General features: G+C 68.3%; 17 protein-coding genes. 8 read left to right on the forward strand and 9 right to left on the reverse strand.

Annotated elements, in window-relative coordinates:
* Positions 1 to 11 precede the first annotated feature (11 nt).
* Positions 12 to 4,079, reverse strand: coding sequence for a Pls/PosA family non-ribosomal peptide synthetase (locus AAHF99_RS06880; RefSeq protein WP_342163338.1), 4,068 nt, complete (start codon positions 4,077 to 4,079; stop codon positions 12 to 14).
* A gap of 142 nt (positions 4,080 to 4,221) precedes the next feature.
* Positions 4,222 to 4,809 carry a histidine phosphatase family protein gene (locus AAHF99_RS06885; RefSeq protein WP_342163339.1) on the reverse strand — a complete coding sequence of 196 codons (588 nt, stop codon included), beginning with the start codon at positions 4,807 to 4,809 and terminating at the stop codon, positions 4,222 to 4,224.
* Positions 4,810 to 4,905: 96 nt separating this feature from the next.
* Here AAHF99_RS06885 and AAHF99_RS06890 point away from each other — a divergent pair, with 96 nt between their 5' ends.
* Complete coding sequence (locus AAHF99_RS06890) at positions 4,906 to 5,898, forward strand: polyphosphate kinase 2 family protein (protein ID WP_342163340.1); 993 nt, start codon at positions 4,906 to 4,908, stop codon at positions 5,896 to 5,898.
* Between the two features lie 16 nt (positions 5,899 to 5,914).
* Here the strand turns inward: AAHF99_RS06890 and AAHF99_RS06895 are convergent, their stop codons facing one another.
* Both AAHF99_RS06895 and AAHF99_RS06900 read right to left on the reverse strand, forming a co-directional pair.
* Positions 5,915 to 7,138 (reverse strand): serine hydrolase domain-containing protein, encoded by a 1,224-nt coding sequence (locus AAHF99_RS06895; RefSeq protein WP_342163341.1) that lies wholly within the window; start codon positions 7,136 to 7,138, stop codon positions 5,915 to 5,917.
* Between the two features lie 78 nt (positions 7,139 to 7,216).
* Positions 7,217 to 7,447 carry a hypothetical protein gene (locus AAHF99_RS06900; protein ID WP_342163342.1) on the reverse strand — a complete coding sequence of 77 codons (231 nt, stop codon included), beginning with the start codon at positions 7,445 to 7,447 and terminating at the stop codon, positions 7,217 to 7,219.
* A gap of 149 nt (positions 7,448 to 7,596) precedes the next feature.
* On the opposite strand from AAHF99_RS06900, the gene AAHF99_RS06905 reads away from it, so the two are divergent.
* On the forward strand, positions 7,597 to 9,069 hold the full coding sequence (locus AAHF99_RS06905; protein WP_342163344.1) for an MFS transporter: 1,473 nt from the start codon (positions 7,597 to 7,599) through the stop codon (positions 9,067 to 9,069).
* A gap of 9 nt (positions 9,070 to 9,078) precedes the next feature.
* Here AAHF99_RS06905 and AAHF99_RS06910 read toward each other — a convergent pair whose 3' ends face one another.
* On the reverse strand, positions 9,079 to 9,483 hold the full coding sequence (locus AAHF99_RS06910) for a hypothetical protein (RefSeq protein ID WP_342163345.1): 405 nt from the start codon (positions 9,481 to 9,483) through the stop codon (positions 9,079 to 9,081).
* Positions 9,484 to 9,550: 67 nt separating this feature from the next.
* Positions 9,551 to 10,498, reverse strand: coding sequence for a glucokinase (locus AAHF99_RS06915; RefSeq protein WP_412759849.1), 948 nt, complete (start codon positions 10,496 to 10,498; stop codon positions 9,551 to 9,553).
* A 320-nt stretch (positions 10,499 to 10,818) separates the two neighbouring features.
* On the opposite strand from AAHF99_RS06915, the gene mqo reads away from it, so the two are divergent.
* Complete coding sequence (mqo, locus tag AAHF99_RS06920; RefSeq protein ID WP_342163347.1) at positions 10,819 to 12,492, forward strand: malate dehydrogenase (quinone); 1,674 nt, start codon at positions 10,819 to 10,821, stop codon at positions 12,490 to 12,492.
* Positions 12,493 to 12,499: 7 nt separating this feature from the next.
* Here mqo and otsB read toward each other — a convergent pair whose 3' ends face one another.
* The gene (gene otsB, locus AAHF99_RS06925; protein WP_342163348.1) at positions 12,500 to 13,243 is read right to left on the reverse strand and encodes a trehalose-phosphatase; all 744 of its coding nucleotides are present in this window, start codon (positions 13,241 to 13,243) and stop codon (positions 12,500 to 12,502) included.
* A gap of 186 nt (positions 13,244 to 13,429) precedes the next feature.
* On the opposite strand from otsB, the gene AAHF99_RS06930 reads away from it, so the two are divergent.
* Entirely contained in the window at positions 13,430 to 13,633 is a 204-nt protein-coding gene (locus tag AAHF99_RS06930; protein ID WP_409564712.1) for a hypothetical protein, read from the forward strand.
* 41 nt (positions 13,634 to 13,674) lie between these two features.
* On the forward strand, positions 13,675 to 14,046 hold the full coding sequence (locus tag AAHF99_RS06935; RefSeq protein ID WP_342163350.1) for a DUF6894 family protein: 372 nt from the start codon (positions 13,675 to 13,677) through the stop codon (positions 14,044 to 14,046).
* A 4-nt stretch (positions 14,047 to 14,050) separates the two neighbouring features.
* On the opposite strand, the gene AAHF99_RS06940 is transcribed toward AAHF99_RS06935, so the two are convergent.
* Positions 14,051 to 14,494, reverse strand: a complete 444-nt coding sequence (locus AAHF99_RS06940) for a DUF488 domain-containing protein (protein ID WP_342163351.1) — start codon at positions 14,492 to 14,494, stop codon at positions 14,051 to 14,053.
* Between the two features lie 276 nt (positions 14,495 to 14,770).
* On the opposite strand from AAHF99_RS06940, the gene AAHF99_RS06945 reads away from it, so the two are divergent.
* Together AAHF99_RS06945 and AAHF99_RS06950 are read left to right on the forward strand one after the other, a co-directional pair.
* Positions 14,771 to 15,571: a glycoside hydrolase family 25 protein gene (locus AAHF99_RS06945; protein WP_342163460.1), complete on the forward strand. Its 801-nt coding sequence runs from the start codon at positions 14,771 to 14,773 to the stop codon at positions 15,569 to 15,571.
* Between the two features lie 129 nt (positions 15,572 to 15,700).
* Entirely contained in the window at positions 15,701 to 16,528 is an 828-nt protein-coding gene (locus AAHF99_RS06950; RefSeq protein WP_342163352.1) for a Crp/Fnr family transcriptional regulator, read from the forward strand.
* A gap of 6 nt (positions 16,529 to 16,534) precedes the next feature.
* Here AAHF99_RS06950 and AAHF99_RS06955 read toward each other — a convergent pair whose 3' ends face one another.
* Entirely contained in the window at positions 16,535 to 16,912 is a 378-nt protein-coding gene (locus AAHF99_RS06955) for a VOC family protein (protein WP_342163353.1), read from the reverse strand.
* Between the two features lie 194 nt (positions 16,913 to 17,106).
* Here AAHF99_RS06955 and AAHF99_RS06960 point away from each other — a divergent pair, with 194 nt between their 5' ends.
* Positions 17,107 to 18,021 carry a DnaJ C-terminal domain-containing protein gene (locus tag AAHF99_RS06960; RefSeq protein ID WP_342163354.1) on the forward strand — a complete coding sequence of 305 codons (915 nt, stop codon included), beginning with the start codon at positions 17,107 to 17,109 and terminating at the stop codon, positions 18,019 to 18,021.
* The last annotated feature ends 84 nt before the right edge of the window (positions 18,022 to 18,105 follow it).

Here is an 18,105-nt window from a genome sequence, read left to right on the forward strand (position 1 = left end):
GCCACCTCCGCCTACGCCGTGTGGATCACCGGAACGGCGGGGGCGCCCTCCCACTCGGTGTTGGCCGGGATCGACTCGCCCTTCATAACGATGGTCAGCGGCCGCAGCCGGGCGTAGTCGCCGACCTTAGTGTCGTAGAGCACCGTCGAGAACGACCCCACCGACACGCCGCGCCCGACCACGACGCGGCCGATCTTCATGATGCGGTCCTCATAGAGGTGGGTCTGCAATGCGGAGACGCGGTTGATGGTGCAGAAATCGCCGATCTCGACGCAATCGAACTCGGTGATGTCGGTGGTGAGCATGCACACCCCCTGCCCTACCTTCACGCCGAACAGGCGCAGCGCCCAGGGCAGGAACGGCGTGCCCTGCAGGTGTTCGAGGAGCACCTTGCCGGCCAGCCCCCAATAGGCCACCGCAATGGCCTCGGTGCGCATGGCCCACCACGACCACATCGGCTGCATGCCGGGGCGGTAGACGCCCATCAGCAGCCACTTCATCGCGATGACCGCCGAGGATTGGATCAGCGCGATCACCACGCTCACGGTGATGAAGCTGACCGCCAGCCCCGTCCAGTCGCGCTCTAGGATCGCCGGGTAGAAGTACCAATCGATCGAGGTGATCGCGAGGGTGATGTAGAGCATCGGCGAGAACGAGGTCGAGAACGCCTCGAACACGCCGCGCCGCACCTTCGGCCACAGGCCAGGCTCGTAGGTCTGCGCGGCCGAGCCGAGATCGACGCGCTGCCGCGCCGGCAGGCGGATCGGCGGGGAGCCGAACCACGTCTCGCCGGGCGCCATCGCGTCGTTGGCCGGGGGCTTCGACTTGATGCCGATAAGCACGTCGTCCGGGATCACCGCGCCCGGCGGTACCACCGCGTCGTTGCCGACGAAGACGCGCTTGCCGGTCTGGACCGGATCGAGATGCATCCAGCCCCGGCGAATCTCTTCCTCGCCGAACACCACCTCGTCGGCGATGAAGTTGCGTGCGCCGACCTCCGCGAGGTCGTAGCGGCCGGCGAGGTTGGTGGAGATCTCCGCGCCCTCGCCCATCCGGGCGCCCATCAGCCGGTACCACGCGCGCATGTAGACGGTGGCGAACAGCGAGGCCAACGTCTCCAGCGTCACCTCGACGGCGAGCGCCAGCGACCACTTCCGCAGGTAGAACAGGGAGTGGATCGAGTAGGTACCGTGCCGGGTACGCGGCAGGATCGACCAGCGCAGGCCGGTGATGAGCAGCACCGTGCCGGCGGTCATCAGCATGGCGGTCGGCCATGTGAGGATCGGCAGGTAGAAGTGGTAGTCGATGTCCGTGATGTCCGAGAGCGAATCCGAGATCTGGTCGAAGATGAAGAAGGCCGGGAAGATCGGCAGCAACCCGACCGCCGGGATCGCCCCGAGCAGCAGGATGTAGATCAGCCCGAACGCCGCGCGCCGACGCGGGCTCGCGGTCGCCTGGGCGGGCAGGTCGCCCGTCTCGGCCATGCCGACCTTGCGGCCGGGGGAGCCGTCCCACCGCTCGGCGGCGCCGACGCGGGTGCGCGACGGGATGGTGGTGAGGTCGGCGATCTCGGCCTGCGGGCCGATCACCGTGTCGTGGGAGATGACACAGGACGTGCCGATGGCGGCATCCGCGCCGATCTCGACCTTGCCGATGACGAGTTCGTTGCCGACGATCTCGGCATTGGCGATGACGAGCCGCCCGCCGAGCGACGCGCCGTCACCGATGGTGAGGAGGTCGGGGGCGCCGATCTCGATATCGGAGATCAGCGTATCCTGGCCGACCTTGGCGCCCATCAGGCGCAGGTAGCTGGCGATGGCCGGTGAGCCCTGGAGCCATTTCACGTGGACCAGTGGCGCGAGGCGCTGCGCCAGCCACCAGCGGTAGTAATAGACGCCCCAAAGCGGGTAGCGGCCGGGCTTCGTCCGTCCGAGCACGAGCCATTTGCCCGCCACCGCGATGGCCGCCGTCACCGCGTTGATGGCGATGTAGACGAGCAGCAGCACGCCGAGTTCGGCGAAGAAGCTCAGGCCACCGCCGGTCAGCAGCAGGTAGGTCACGAAGATGCCGAGCCACTGCACGGTGGCGAGCGCGATCAGGAAGGGCAAGGCGACCGCCTGCGCGAGGCCGCACAGCGCCCGGCGCAGCAGTGGCGGCGGCTCGAAGCTCAGGTCCCGCACGGCGGCTTCGGCGCCGACGCCCCCGGTCCGCTCGATCAGCGCGTCGGCCATCGCCCGCAGGGTACGCTTGGCATAGACGTCGGGCAGGGTGATGCCGGCCAGCGCCGGGGTCTCGCGCACGGCGGAGACGAACCGCGCGGCCAGAAGCGAATGGCCGCCGAGATCGGCGAAGAAATCGCCCTCCAGCGGGATCGGCTGCGCGCCGAAGATCTGCTTGGCGGCCGCGAGCAACGCGGCCTCTGTGTCGTTCTGCGGCGGCTCCTGTTCGCCGTCGGCGGCGACCACCGCCAGCGGGGCGATCTTCAACGCCTTGCGGTCGACCTTGCCGGAGGTGAGGCGCGGCAGGGTTTCCGCCACCTCGAAATGGCCGGGCACCATGTAGGGCGGCATCTCGGCGGCGAGGCGCTTGCGCAGCGAGGGCGTGTCGAGGCTCTGGCCGCGCTCGGGGATGAGGAAGGCGACGAGCCGGTCCACCCCGTCATCCGAACGCAGCACCACCGCCGCCTGGTTGATCTCCGGCACCGCGCGGATGCGGGATTCGATCTCGCCCAGCTCGACCCGGAAGCCCCGAATCTTCACCTGATCGTCGATGCGCCCGTGGAAGAGGATGCGCCCGTCTGCGTCCAGGGAGACGGCATCGCCCGAGCGATAAAGGATCGGGTCCGACCCGTCCGAGGCGAAGGGGTTCGCGATGAACTTCTCGGCCGTCAGCTCCGGCCGCTTCAGGTAGCCCGCCGCGACGCCGGGGCCGCCGATCAGCAACTCTCCCTGCTCGCCATGCGAGAGGAGGCGAAGCTCCTCGCTCGCCACGTAGACGGAATAGTTCGGGATCGGCCCGCCGATGGTCACGGGCTCGCCGGCATGCATCTCGGCGGCGGTGGCCACCACGGTGGCTTCGGTCGGCCCGTATGTGTTGAACAGCTTGCGCTTCGCCGTCGCCCATTTGGCGATCAGCGGCTCGGGCAGCGCTTCGCCGCCGAGCAGCACGAGGCGGACCTTGGGCAGGTCCCCGGTGATCATCGCGAGCAGGGTCGGCACCGTGTCGAGGACGGTGATGGCGTTGTTCGCGATGATGCCGGGCAGCGCCTCGACATCGCCCATCATCGACGGGCTCGCGACGAACAGGGTCGCGCCGACCAGGTAGGGGACCCAGATCTCCTCCATCGAGAGATCGAAGGCGACCGAGGCGCCCTGGAACACCACATCGTCCGCCCGCATCCCGTAGAGGGCGTTCCCCGAGCGCAGGAAGTGGCAGATGTTGGCGTGGCTGATGACGATGCCCTTCGGCACGCCGGTCGAGCCTGAGGTGTAGATCAGGTAGGCCGGATGGCCGGGGGTGAGGCCCTTCGCCCGCGCATCGGGCACGGGGGCGTCGGCGGGCGTGTCCCTGTCCAGCGCGGCCGGCGTCAGGGCGGGGGTGCCGGCGGGCGCCTGGGATTCGAGCGCCGGGGAGACGAGGAGTGCCTTGGCGGCCGCATCCCCGAGGCAGATGCCGACCCGGTCGGCGGGGGCCTCGGCGTCGAAGGGCAGCCACGCGGCGCCCGAGAGGGTGATCCCGATCTGCGTGACCAGAAGGTCCGGCCCACGCGCCATCCAGAGGCCGACCACGTCGCCCGGCCCGATGCCGCGATGCGCCAGCCCGGCGGCGATCCGCTGCGCCCGCGCCACGACCTGGGTATAGCTCAGATGCGGATGCAGCCCGCCCGTGCCGAGGGCGGCCCCGTCGATCAGGCAGGGATGGTCGCCGCGTGCCTTGGCGGAGGCGAGGAAGATCTCGCCGAGCACCTCGTCGCGGATCAGGTCTGGCCGGCGGTCGCCATACAGGACCGCCCCATCCCCCGACGGCCGCGCGTCCATGGCCGCCGTGGCGGGCAAGGACTTCTCGGCGAGGTCGCTCATGCGCTGCTCCGCTGCCGGCTCTACCCACCGGCGCATGTCAATCTGGCGCCCTATACCCTGCGGATCGTGCCGTTAGCGAGGCGGCTTTCCACCGGAACGGCCCCGCGACGGTGACGAAGTCTCGACCGTGGCTTGCGGGTCATCAGGCCCAGCGCCAACCCCCGGCTTCCACGACCAGCACCTCGCCCTGGCGGATGCCGAGGCGCGGGGCGGCGTAGATGTCCATCTGGCCGAGGGCGACCAGCATGGCACGGGCGACGCCCCCATGAGCGACGACCACCGAAACCGGAGGGAGTTCCGCGAAGAACGGCGCCACGCGCTCCACCAGCATCGCGTAGCTTTCCGCGCCCGTGCCCGGCGGGCGATGGTGCCACCGGTTGCGGTCGCGCTGGCTGGCCCCCGCCGGGTCCCGTCGGCGGATCTCGGTCCAGGTGGAACCCTCCCACGCGCCGAAGCCGATCTCCCGCAGGCGCGGATCCGTGGCATAGTCCTCGGGCGGCAGGCCGAGCGTCCCGCGCAGGATTTCCATGGTGCGCCGGGTCCGGGTCAGCGGGCTGGCGATGAAGGTCGCCTCCGCGAGCGCCGAACCGGCGACGGCCGCGAGGCGCGGCGCCACCGCGGCGGCCTGCGCCTCGCCGATGGCGTTCAGGTCGATGTCGTGGGCACCTTGAAGACGGCCCTCCGCGTTCCAGCCCGTCTGGCCGTGCCGAATAAAAAAGATAGTCCGCAAACTCTGCGTTCCTTACGAGGAACACGGCCGCCGGAACGAGGCATCAGCCCAACCGTTCCGATGCCGCTGAGCAACGCCCCCCACAGGCCTCACCGGATGTCCAAGAAACACGGCAAGCATGATCGCGGCCAGCCCGCCTCCGGCAGGCAGGTAGCAGACCGGGACGATCTCTCCCACGGACATTTGCACCCACCCTCGACATCCCTGTGGGCGAACGCCGCCGGCCTGATCGCCGGAATGAGGCCCGATGCGCTCGATGCGCCTGTCGCAAGCCCCATCGTGCCGGCCCCCGGCCTCGTCGCCGTGGCGCCCGGTGTGACCTTCGATCTCGCGGGCGTGGACACCCGGGAGAACGGCGGCCTCGACAAGGGCTGGGCCGAGGACCAGCTGCGCAAGGAGCGGGCGCGGATCTCCGACCTTCAAGAGAAGCTCTATGCCGAGCGGCGGCGCAGCCTGCTCATCGTGTTGCAGGCCATCGATACCGGCGGCAAGGACGGCACGATCCGCGCCGTGCTGAAGGGGGTGAACCCGCAGGGCTGCGCCATCGCCTCGTTCAAGGTGCCCTCGCCCGAGGAACTGGACCACGATTTCCTCTGGCGGTATCACCACCGCACCCCCGGCAAGGGGATGATTGGCGTCTTCAACCGCAGCCATTACGAGGACGTGCTGGTGGTGCGGGTGAAGGGCCTTGTCCCCGATGCGGTCTGGCGCTCGCGCTACGCAGCCATCAACGATTTCGAGCGGCTTCTCACCGAGAGCGGCACGACGATCCTGAAGTTCTTCCTGCACATCTCCAAGGAGGAGCAGAAGGAGCGGCTGGAGGCCCGGATCGCCGACCCTGCCAAGCACTGGAAGTTCGACCCGGCCGACCTCGTCGAGCGCAAATCGTGGGATTCCTACCAGACGGCCTTCGCGGACGCCCTCGGGCGCTGCTCGACGCCGCACGCCCCGTGGCTCGTGGTGCCGGCCGACCGGAAGTGGTTCCGCAACTACCTCGTCGCCAAGACCATCGCCGACACCCTTGAGGCGATGGACCCCCAGTTTCCCGAGGGGCCGAAGGACATCGCGGGCCTCAAGGTACCGGATTGAGCCGGCACCGCGCGGGTCAATCCACCAGCGCCGCGTAGGTCAGGACGCGCAGTTCTTTCCGGATCGGCAGGGCCGAGGACGGGATGAGCTGTGTCATCAGCACGACGGCCAGATCCTCCTTGGGGTCGATCCAGAACGCCGTCGAGGCCATGCCGCCCCACGCGACCTCCCCCGGCGTGCCGACGATCTGCGCCTTGGCCGGATCGAGCATCACCGAGAATCCGAGCCCGAACCCGATCCCGGCATAGGAGGTCTCGGCGAAGCGCGGCGTGCCCATGGCCGCCAGATCGCCCGGCAAGTGGTTCGCCGTCATCAGCGCCACGGTCTTGCGGCCGAGGAGCCGGCGCCCGTCGAGTTCGCCGCCGTTGAGGATCATCCGGCAGAACCGGTGATAGTCGGCCGCCGTCGAGACGAGGCCGCCGCCGCCCGAGGGGATGGCCGGAGGCTGGCTGAAGCTCGTCTCGACAGAGCCGTCGAAGGGCCGAAGCTTGCGCTCCCGGTCGTAGGCGTAGCAGGCGCAGAACCGGTCCATCCACTCGGGATGGACGTGGAAATCCGTGTCCACCATGCCGAGCGGCCCGATCACCTCCTCGCGGAGGTAATCCGCGAAGGGGCGGCCGGAGACGACCGCCACGAAATGGCCGAGCACGTCGGTGGCGACGCTGTAGTTCCAGGCCGCGCCCGGCTGGGCGAGGAGCGGCGCCGAGGCCGTCTGCGCCGACATCTCGGCGAGGGTGCCCTCGCGGGCCAGGAAGTCGATGCCCTTCTCGCGATAGACCGCATCGACGAGCGTCGCTTCCATGAAGCCATAGGTCAGGCCGGCGGTGTGGGTGAGGAGGTCACGCACCGTGATCGGCCGCTTGGCCGGTTCGGTCTCGATCTTGGCGCGGTTACCGCCCACCGCCACCCGCATCTCCTTGAACTCCGGCAGGAAGCGGGAGACCGGATCGTCGAGCTGGAAGAGGCCCTGTTCGTAGAGCTGCATCACCGCCACTGAGGTGAGCGGCTTCGTCATGGAGTAGATGCGCGTCACCGTCTCCAGGGTGAACGGCGTGCCGCGCGCGAGGTCGGCCTGACCGCAGGCACGGGCGAAGACGGTCTTGCCGCGTCGCTGCATCGACACAGAGAGGCCCGCGAGCCGTCCGTCCGCCACGAGCCGGTCCATCCACGGCGCGATCCGGGCGAGGCGCTGCGGGCAGACGCCCGCCTCACGCAGATCCGTGTCGGTGGCCACACCCATCCGCCTCTCCTTTCGCCCGTCGAAACCTCCCCGACGCTGTACGCGCTTCAAGGTTCCGGGGCGAGCGGACGCGAGGGCTCAGCGCGGCTCGACCAGGGGCGGATAGACGATGCGCACGTCCCGGCGCGGCGCCTCCTCCACGGAGGCGAACAGCACCCGCACCGGCTCGCTCGGGCGAAGGGCCCAGCGCTCCTCTGCCCCCATGGCGACACGCGGCTTCGCGGCGGGCAGCGCGGAATCCGCCGCGCCGGTGGGAAAGGACGCGAAGCCGGTGGTGACGACGAGGGCGAGGAACAGACGGAGGCGCATGGCGATCACTCGTTGTGAGTGCGGCCAGTTTGACTTGGGGCGGTGAAGACGAGATCGAACCGAATCGGGCGGGCGATTGTTGCGAACAGCAATTCGGAGTTGCGGTTTACTGCTTCTCACGACTTTTGGTGAATGGAGGATCGGGCAGCATGGCGACCAAGGTGGAAGGGGTAGCCGGCACGCCCGAGCGCGCCGAGATCGGCAGCGTCGTCGATACGGACATCGCGGGGCGCCTCGACCGGCTGCCCTGGGGCCGCTTCCATGTGCTCGTGATCGTGGCGTTGGGCATCACCTGGGTGCTCGACGGCCTTGAGGTGACGCTGGCAGGCTCCCTCGTCGGCGCGTTGCGCCAGCCGCCCATGTCCTTCTCCGAGTTCGACGTCGGCCTCGCGGCCTCCTCCTATCTTGTCGGCGCAGTGACGGGCGCCGTGGGCTTCGGCTGGCTGACCGACCGGATCGGCCGCAAGAAGCTCTTCTTCATCACCCTGGCCCTCTACCTCGTCGCCACGGCCGCCACCGGCCTCTCGTGGAACGTGGCGAGCTTCTGCTTCTTCCGCTTCCTCACGGGCGCGGGTATCGGCGGCGAGTACACCGCCATCAATTCGACCATCCAGGAACTCGTGCCGGCCAGCGCGCGGGGCTGGACCAACCTCGTCATCAACGGTTCGTTCTGGATCGGCGCCGCGCTCGGCTCCTTCATGTCGATCGTGCTGCTGAAGCCCGAAGTGATCGATCCGGCCTGGGGCTGGCGCGTCGCCTTCCTGACCGGCGGCGCCATCGGCCTCGTGATCCTGTTCCTGCGGCGCTGGATCCCGGAAAGCCCGCGCTGGCTCGCGACCCACGGCTACACCGCCGAGGCCGACCGGGTGGTCACGAGCATCGAGAAGCGATTCACCGATGCGGGCGTCACCCTGCCGCCGCCGGACCCGAAGAAGCACACCAAGATCCGCGTCCGCCATCACACGCCCCTCTCGGACGTGGTGCACTCGATGTTCGTGACGAGCCGCAAGCAGACCGTGGTCGGACTCTGCCTGATGGTAGGTCAGGCGTTCTTCTACAACGCCCTGTTCTTCACCTATGCCCTGGTGCTGGAGAAGTTCTATCAGGTGCCGGGCGGGCAGGTCGGCTGGTATCTGCTGCCCTTCGCGCTGGGCTCGTTCCTCGGGCCGGTGGTCCTCGGACGGCTGTTCGACACAGTCGGACGCCGGCCGATGATCGCCTTCACCTACGGCATCTCGGGCGTGATGCTGATCGGCGCGGGCTACCTGTTCCTCATCGACGCCTTCGGCCCCGTGGGCCAGACGGTGGTGTGGATGGCGGTGTTCTTCTTCGCCAGCGCAGCGGCCTCGTCGGCCTACCTCACCGTGGCGGAAACCTTCCCGCTAGAGATCCGGGCGCTCGCCATCGCCGCCTTCTATGCCATCGGCACGGGGGTCGGCGGCGTCTCGGGTCCGCTGCTCTTCGGGTCGCTCGTGGAGAGCGGTTCGCGGGAATACGTCTTCTTCGGCTACCTGCTCGGTGCCGTGCTGATGATCGTGGCCGCCGTGGTGGGCGGCATCTGGGGGACCGCCGCCGAAGGGCGGTCCCTCGAAGATGTGTCCAAGCCGCTGGCTGCGGCCTGACCCACCGCCTCAGCGGTTGGCGACGTCGATCCGGGACGCGGCGGCCGAGAACGGGCGCGGCGTCTCGGCGGTCGGGACCGGCTGGGGCGTCACGGTGTTTTCGCCGGCCGGGTGGATGGCGCGGATCTCGCGGGCATGCTCACGGCTGATCGGCGGGGTCACATTGATCCGGTCGTCGGCCGAGGCGATGCCGGCCGCGAAGGTCGCTGCGGCGATAGCGGACGACGCAAGAATGATAATCGTGCGCATTGTGTGCTCCGATGCGACACCGGGGTATTCCGGCCCGCAAAAGAAAACACAGAATTGCTGCGTCGCGGTTTGAAAATTTCGCAATGCAACAAAACGCGGGGCGTCAAGATCGCGTGCGCTATGGTTCCCATTGCCAAGGCAAACAGACAGCGACAGCTGTAACAAGCCATGCGTTCATCGCATGGATCGTGCTATGTCAATTGTATGACATGTCCGCAGCGGGCGGCTCGAATCACTCCGGGCGGCGCCAGACCTGCCCGTGATAGACGAACTTCGCCCCGTCGCTGGCCAACGCCGACAACCCGTTGAAGGCCGGGTCCTGCACCGTGATGACGCTGGTGGGGATGCCGCGCATCATAGTCGCGAAGGGCGTCTTACGCTCGAAGGCCTCGCGGAATCCGCTTTCTTCCAACACCTTCAGGATACGCGGCGCGATGCCCCCGCCAATATAGACGCCGCTCGTGGCGAGGAAGGTCAGGGCGAGGTCGCCACAGACCCGGCCGAGCAGCCGGGCGAACAGGCCAAGCGTTTCGACCGCGTGGGGATCGGACGCGTCGAGCCCAGCCTCCGTCACGGCGGCGGGGTCGATCTTGTCGTGCGGGCGCCCGGTGCGGACATGCGCCACCGCCGCGTGAAGACGCGCGAGGCCGGGCCCTGAGAGCACTGTCTCGACGGTGATGCGGTCCTCGACGCGCTCCAGCGCGTGCCACACCTGCTCCTCGAAAGAATCCGCCGGGCCGATATCGGTATGGCCCGCCTCCGTCGAGACGATGGCGAGGTGGGAAGAGTACGGCACCAGCGCCGCCGCGCCGAAGCCGGTGCCTGGCCCGAGCACCACGCGGGCGCCCCCCGGCACGGGATGGCTGCGCCCGATGGGGGTGAGGTCGTGCGGCTCGATCTCCGCCGCGCCGGCCGCCACGGGGACGTAGTCGTTCACGATCGTCGCCGAGGACAGGTCGAAATCCCCGGCGATCCGCTCGCCGCTCACCTTCCAATGGGCGTTCGTGAGCTGGATCTCCGGCCCGTCGATCCGCCCCGCGATGGCGAGGATCGCCGAGCGCGGCGGCGGCGCGTCCTGCCCTCCCTTGCCGAGCGCGGCACGGATCGCGGCGGACGGGTCGGCATGGTCGGCGGTCGCCTCGTGCGAGAGCGTTCGCGGCTTGTCACCCTTCCGCTCCACGAGACCGAAGCGGGCATTCGTGCCGCCGATGTCGCCGATGAGGACCGGGAACTCGAACATCAGCACTCACCTCCCCGCCGCGCGGACAGCGCCGGCCGTGCCCTGTGTCGCAAATGCCGCCCGGCACGGGAAGGCCTCACGACGACCCTTGCGTCCGGCGCGGCCCCCCGTTGCAATGCAAACGGCTTGAGCATTGGGAGCGGGTCGGCAAGGAGTGGGGCCTCAAATTCTACTGTAGCCGCCCGCAAATAAAATTTAACTCTCTGAGAGAACCGTCGGTAGCAATGATCGATCACGACAACCGCTCTTCCTCGCAGGATATGAACGATAGTTCAGTCGGTTTCAGCCGCCGGCAACTTATCGGGACTGCGCTGACCGGCGCCGCGGCGGCCTCGCTGCCCGCGACGATTGCGGGCGCGGCCGGCGATACTCGCAAGGTCGACGTGCTGCTGATCGGCGGCGGCATCATGAGCGCCACCCTCGGCGTGTGGCTGCGCGAGCTCGAGCCCGACTGGTCGATGGAGATGGTGGAGCGGCTGGACGGTGTCGCCCTGGAAAGCTCCAACGGCTGGAACAACGCCGGCACGGGCCATTCCGCCCTGGCGGAGCTGAACTACACCCCCGAGGACACGAAGGGCCGGGTGACGATCGACAAGGCCGTCGCGATCAACGAGGCGTTCCAGATTTCTCGCCAGTTCTGGTCCTGGCAGGTGAAGAACGGCGTTCTCCGGAACCCGCGCAGCTTCATCAATTCGACGCCGCACATGAGCTTCGTGTGGGGCGATGAGAACGTTTCCTTCCTGAAGCGCCGCTACGAGGCGCTGCGGGCGAGCCCGCTCTTCTCCAGCCTGCAGTTCTCGTCGGACCCCGAGCGCATCAAGGCCTGGGTGCCGCTGATGATGGAGGGCCGCGACCCGCAGCAGAAGATCGCCGCCACCTGGGCGCCGGTCGGCACCGATGTCGATTTCGGCGAGATCACCCGCCAGTTCGTCGGCCATCTGAAGAGCGCGCCGAAGTTCGATCTGAAGACCGGCACAGAGGTCGAGGCCCTGGCCCGCAACGGTGACGGCTCCTGGCGCGTGTCGATCCGCAACGTGAAGACCGGCGCGGCCGACACGGTCGATGCCAAGTTCGTCTTCATCGGCGCGGGCGGGCGGGCCCTACATCTTCTGCAGAAGTCTGGGATCCCCGAGGCCGAGGATTATGCCGGCTTCCCCGTCGGCGGTTCGTTCCTCATCAACGAGAACCCGGACGTCACGTCGCTGCATCTCGCCAAGGCCTACGGCAAGGCGTCCGTCGGCGCCCCGCCGATGTCGGTGCCGCATCTCGACACCCGCATGCTCGGCGGCAAGCGCGTGATCCTGTTCGGACCGTTCGCGACCTTCTCGACCAAGTTCCTGAAGGAGGGGTCGTATCTCGACCTGCTCTCCTCGACCACCACGAGCAACGTGTGGCCGATGATGCGGGTCGGCATCGATCAGTATCCGCTGGTGGAATACCTCGCCGGCCAGCTGATGCTGTCGGACGAGGACCGCTACCAAGCGCTGCGCGAGTACTTCCCGAACGCGAAGAAGAGCGAATGGCGCCTGTGGCAGGCGGGCCAGCGGGTGCAGATCATCAAGCGCGATCCCGAGAAGGGCGGCGTGCTGAAGCTCGGCACCGAGATCGTCAGCGCGAAGGACGGCAGCATCGCCGGCCTGCTCGGCGCCTCGCCGGGGGCCTCGACCGCCGCGCCGATCATGCTTTCCGTGCTGGAGAAGGTCTTCGCCAAGAAGGTCGCGACGCCCGAGTGGCAGGCCAAGATCCGCCGCATCATCCCGAGCTACGGCACGAAGCTCAACGAGGATCCGCAGAAGGCCTTCGAGTCGCTGGCCATGACCAGCGAGACGCTGCAGCTCACTCCGCCCCCGCGCGTCGAGGCAGCGGTTCCGACCCCGGTCGAGGCGCCGGTCGACGACGTGGTGGTGAAGCCCGTCCCCGACATGGCGCCGTAAGGCGCCCTCAGGCGGGCGGCAGCGCGTCCGGGTCGATCGGGTCTCCGGCGGCCCAGGCGGCGATGAGCGCCCGCACCGCCGCCGGATCCGGCAAACGGCGCGCGGCGGCGGTTTCGCCGTCGCCGACGCGCACGGCCACGCCCCCATCCTCGGTGACGCTCGCGAAGGCGATCTCGTCGGTCTTGTCGTCGCCGAGGAAGATCGCCCGGCGGCCCGCATAGGGCGCCTCTTCCAGAAAGGTGCGGATCGCCACGGCCTTGGTCGCGGTGGCGGGCACGATCTCACCCACCGCCTTGCCGAGTTGCAGCCGGTAGGCAGCGCCGAGCAAACCGGCCGCCTCCTTCACCAGCGCCTCGGCGCGCTGCGCGTCCTCCGCGCTTGCCAGCCGCCAGTGCACGGCGACGGACGCGCCCTTGTCCTCGATCAACACATTGGCCAGCGGCGCCGAATCGGCGTGCAGCCGTTCCACCTGCCGGCGCAGGTCCGGGTGGTCCTCCGGGCGCCCGCCGACGATCTCGCCTTCGCGCCGCCGCTCCACGCCGTGCAGTCCGGCCGCATCGAACTGAGCCGGCGTGAGGAACCCGTCGATCTGCGCGATGGGCCGCCCGCTCACGAGGGCGAGCGCGCCGCCGAGCCGCTGCCGCACGGCTTCGAGATTCTGGATCAGCCCCGGCTCGACCACCACCGCATCGGGCCTCGGCGCGATGTCCACGAGGGTGCCGTCGAAGTCGAGGAAGAGGGCGAAGTCCATGCTGCGGTCCTGCTGATTTGGAGTTCTGTGGCGGCCGTGCCGGAGGTAGCGCACGGGCCGGTGCGCGCAACGGGAAGCACGGTCGAGCGGGCGATCCCCTCAATCCACAGCAATCCACCGCCCGAAGATACGGCATGGTAACGAGACCAGCCGAACCTGCCGCTATTCCTTCGCCGGACAGCGGACATGATGACAAGCCAGCAACTTGCCGAGGAACTGAAGCGCATCGCGACGGCCCAGGTGAGCGACATCACGCGGGCTGTGAAGGAAGGCCAGAAGTCGATCGCCCTCAACGAGGTGCGGGACATGGCCCGCCGCATCGGCCTGCTCGCCGACGCCTTCGATCCCAAATCGGCCGCCGAACCCGACAGGGACGTCGAGGCCGCCTGAACCCGGCCGCCCGGCCTCCCTCGCAAGAAAGCCTCGCCCTCATGCGTGCCTTCTTCAATATCGTCATCAACGGAAAGGTCGTCCCCGACCGCGTCGGCCAGGATGTCGGCGACACGGCCGCTCTGCGCTTCGTCGCCTCCACCGTGGTGCGCGGCATCGTCCAGCGCCACGGCGGCGAAGCCAAGCTCCTCGATGCCTCGCTCCTCGTCACCGACGAGGCGGGCGCCGGGTTGATGGAGATCTCCTTCTTCGAGGCGCTCTATCTGCCCGTGTCGCCGGAGGCCGACCCGAACCGGCGCCGGCCGGAAGCCCGTGCCGAACGCCCGAGCGCCCTGCTTGGCGCGGCGCTCAAGCCGATGCGCCGTTTCGCCGGGGCGGTGAGCGCCCGCGTCCAGGCCATCGCGCAGGCCTGAGGATCTAGCCGAACAGGTCCTCGACCACGAAGCCGCGCGGCGCCAGCCGCTCGGCCAGAAGGCGGCGATGGCAGCGAGCAGGATCACGCTCGAAGCACAGGAGGCATGTCGGCGCCTTCTCGGCGAGGGCCGACAGCTCATCGAGCGCAGCGATGCCGCCCGCCGTCTCCAGCACTTCCTCGCAATAGATGCGCTTCAGCAGCGCGGCATCGTCGGCGCGGGCAGCCTCGCGGCCGGATTTCGGCGTGCCAAGGACGCGCAGATGCGCGTAGCCGAGCCCCGCGTCCTCCAGACCCGCCTTCAGGGCACCCTTCGAGAAGCCGCGCTTGCGCGAGTTCGCCACGGCGCGGACATCGGCCAGCACGGCGACCCCGGCCGACTGGAGGGCGTCCCGCAGGCGCTCCGGATCGAGCCCTTCGTAGCCGATGGTAAACAGTCTCTTGCTCACGGCAGCACGACCCGACTTTCCTTGCTGTGCCGGGACTTAGGCTGCGCAGCCAGCTTCTCCAAGCGCGGCAGGCTGTGGGTATGTCACTGGCCGGCAACGCATCCCGGAATTCCGCCGCAATGATCGCAAAGGTCCGTTAACTGCAGAGGGGTCATCGAATAGGCCTGTCGTAAGCGCTTTTCGGAGAAACGGGCGGTGGCGCTGATGTCTCGGACTAGAGTGTCTACACCGCTCTTCGGGGGCTCCATCTCCGCGTCGCTGTCGGCCGTTCTGCGCATGTCGCGCCGGGCGCTCGCCGTGGCCACCCTCGCGGGCCTCGCCGCCTGCTCGAGCAACCCCGACTTCTACCCCACCAAGGGCGACGTGAAGCCCCATCCGGGCGTGGCCAAGGCCAAGCTGCACCCGATCCAGGGCATCGACATCTCGAAGTGGCAGGGCAACGTCGATTGGGCCTCCGTCCGCGCCTCGGGCACGCAGTTCGCCTTCATCAAGGCGACCGAGGGCGGCGACCACGTGGACGAGCGATTCCGGACGAACTGGGATGGAGCCGCCGCCGCCGGCATTCCACGCGGCGCCTACCACTTCGTCTTCTGGTGCCGCTCGGCCCGGGACCAGATGAACTGGTTCAAGAAGAACGTCCCCAACGATCCGAGCGCCCTCCCCCCGGTCCTCGATGTGGAATGGAACGGCCATTCCCAGACCTGCCCGCGCAAGCTTCCGAAGGAGCAGGCGCTGACGATGGTGCGGGAGATGCTCGAAGAGATGGAGCGCTACACCGGCAAGCGCCCGATCATCTACACGGACATCACCTTCCACAAGGACGTGTTGGAAGGCGAATTGCCTGACTATCCGCACTGGCTGCGCTCCACCGCCGCCGAGCCGGAGCAGCGCTTCGTGAACCGCCGCTGGATGCTCTGGCAGTTCACCTCCACCGGCCGGGTCCCCGGCGTGCGGGGCGACGTCGACCGGAACGCCTTCTACGGCACCCCCTCCGATTGGGCGTCCTTCCTGTCCACGGACTGTGATCCGAGGGATCACAAGCGCTTGTCTTCGCAGGGAATTTGCACCGACAAGTAGCACTAATGTTACGGCTTCACAAAACCCACCTAAATTAGCGGATTTTGTCCTCAATTGGTCTAGTCTTGAACAGACGCCACAAAGCGAATTGGTTAAGGAGTAGAAAGTACAGACGCTTTTAACGATGCGATGCCCGTCGAATCTGCCGCCAGCCTAGAAACCAACCTGCTGTTGAAAGCCCTGCGAGGCTTCGACCGAGAGTTGTTGCTGCCGCATCTTGAAGCGGTCAGTTACGGCAAGGGCGGCACGATCTTCGAGGCGGGCGCGCCGGTCACGCACATTACCTTCCCTTGCGAGCACGCGGTCGTCACTCTGGTGATCACCACGAGCGACGGGCGCAGCGCCGAGACGGCGACGATCGGGCACGAAGGGGCGGTCGGCGGCATCGTCAGCCAGGGCTACGTGCCGGCCTCCACGCACGCCATCGTGCAGATCGCCGGGCCGATGCTGCGGATTGAATCCGCCATCCTGCAGGAGGCCAAGCGCCAGTCGCGACACATCCGCGACCTGTTCGCCCGCTACTCGGATTGCCTCCTGGCGCAGGTGCTTCAATCCTCCGCCTGCAACGCCCTGCATCCCATCGAACAGCGCTGCCTGCGCTGGCTCCAGACCCTTCACGACCGGATCGGCTCGCCCGTCCTGCCCATCACCCACGAGCTTCTGGCGGCGATGCTCGGCGTGCAGCGGACTTATCTCACGCGCATCCTGCGGGTCCTGCAGGAACAGGGGCTCATCAAGGTCGGGCGCGGTCGCATCACGGTCCTCGACCGGCGCCGGATGGAAGAGGTGTCCTGCGACTGCCATGCCCGCGTGCGCGATCATTACCGGACCGTGCTGGGCGCAGTGTACAACGATTGCGGCCTAGTGGGGATCGATCCGAGCCCGAGCCGCTTCGTGGCGAGCGACCCCGAAGCGGATCAGCGGATCCGCTTCATCCAGCCGAGCCCCGGACGGTAACGGTCGTCAGCGCCGTTCCAGCAATTCGATGATCGCCCCGTCTGGGGCGTCGAGGAAGACGATGCGCAGGCCGGGGCCGCGCTGGATGATGTCCGTCCGGAACACCACGCCGCGCCCTTTCAAGTCGGCCATGGCCGCCTCGATGTCCTCGACGGCGAGGCCGATATGCTCGACGCCGAGACAGGGCGTCGTCGCAGCCGGATGCACGTCGTCGGTGGCCTGCTCGATGAACACCGTGAGACCGCCCAGGTCGAGGATCACCCGCTGCACCGGCTCGCCGCCGACCCGGCCGGTCTCGCGGGCGCCGAACATCGCCGTGTAGAACGCGGCGGCCGCGACGGCATCGCGGCTGCGCAGATGGACGTGATCGCAACGGTAGGTCATGGCGTCCGGCATCGAGCGGTGGAGTGCGGGACTTTAAGCCCCTACCGCGATCATGGCGATGCGCCTGCCGTGCATTTCGACCGCTTGACGGCGACGCCTTTCGCGCAGACTTTTGCCGCCAGCACCGTTGCAGCAATGCAACAGGCTTCCCACATGGGAAGCATCCCCGCTTCGCTGAAAGCTATCCACGACCGATGCGCAACCCATACGAAGTTCTGGGCGTGCCCAAGGCTGCGAGCGAGGCCGACATCAAGAAGGCCTATCGCAAGCTCGCCAAGGAGTTTCACCCCGACCGCAATAAGACCGACGTGAAGGCCAAGGACCGGTTCGCGGAAGTGAACTCGGCCTACGAGATCTTGGGCGATGCCGACAAGCGCAAGCAGTTCGACCGCGGCGAGATCGACGCCGACGGCCGGCCGCGCGCGACCGGCTTCGAGGGGTTCGGCGGCTTCGGCGGCGGTGGTGGCGGCGGACGGGGCTTCGACTTCGAATCCATGGCGCGCAACCAGCGCGGCGGCATGGGCGAGGACATCTTCTCGCACATCTTCGGCGAGGCCTTCAGGGCCGGCGGCGCCGGGCCCGGCACGCGGCAGGCTCCGCGCGGCGAGGATGTCTCGGCCGAACTGATTGTGACCCTCGAACAGGTCGGCGGCGAGGAGAAGCTGCGCCTCAACCTGCCCACCGGCCGCGAGGTCGACGTGATGATCCCCAAGGGCGTGGTCGACGGACAGACCATCCGCCTGCGCGGTCTCGGCTATGGCGGTGGGCCGCGCGCGGAGCCGGGCGACGCCCTCCTCACCATCCGCATCCAGCCTCACCCGCGCTTCAAGACCGAGGGGGCGGACCTGCGGGTGAGCGTGGACGTCCCGCTGGACGATGCGATCCTCGGCGGCACGATCCGGGTCCCGACACTCACGGGCGCCGTCGAGATGAAGATGCCGCCGATGACCAGTTCGGGACGCACCTTCCGCCTGCGCGGCAAGGGCCTGCCCAAGAAGGATGGGACGCGGGGCGACCTGTTTGCCACCACGGCGATCACGCTGCCCTCCGGCGACGACGAGGCCCTGGCCGAGTTCGCCCGGGCCCGCCGGGCCGCGCGGGTCGGCTGAAAGCGTCAATCCGGCCCGCTCCGTTGCGGGTCGGACTTCCGTCCCCGTCCCGCCTCCGCTAAGGGAACCCCCGGCGCTACCGGC

This window comes from Methylobacterium litchii (genome assembly GCF_038442315.1).
GTDB classification, from domain to species: Bacteria; Pseudomonadota; Alphaproteobacteria; order Rhizobiales; family Beijerinckiaceae; genus Methylobacterium; species Methylobacterium litchii.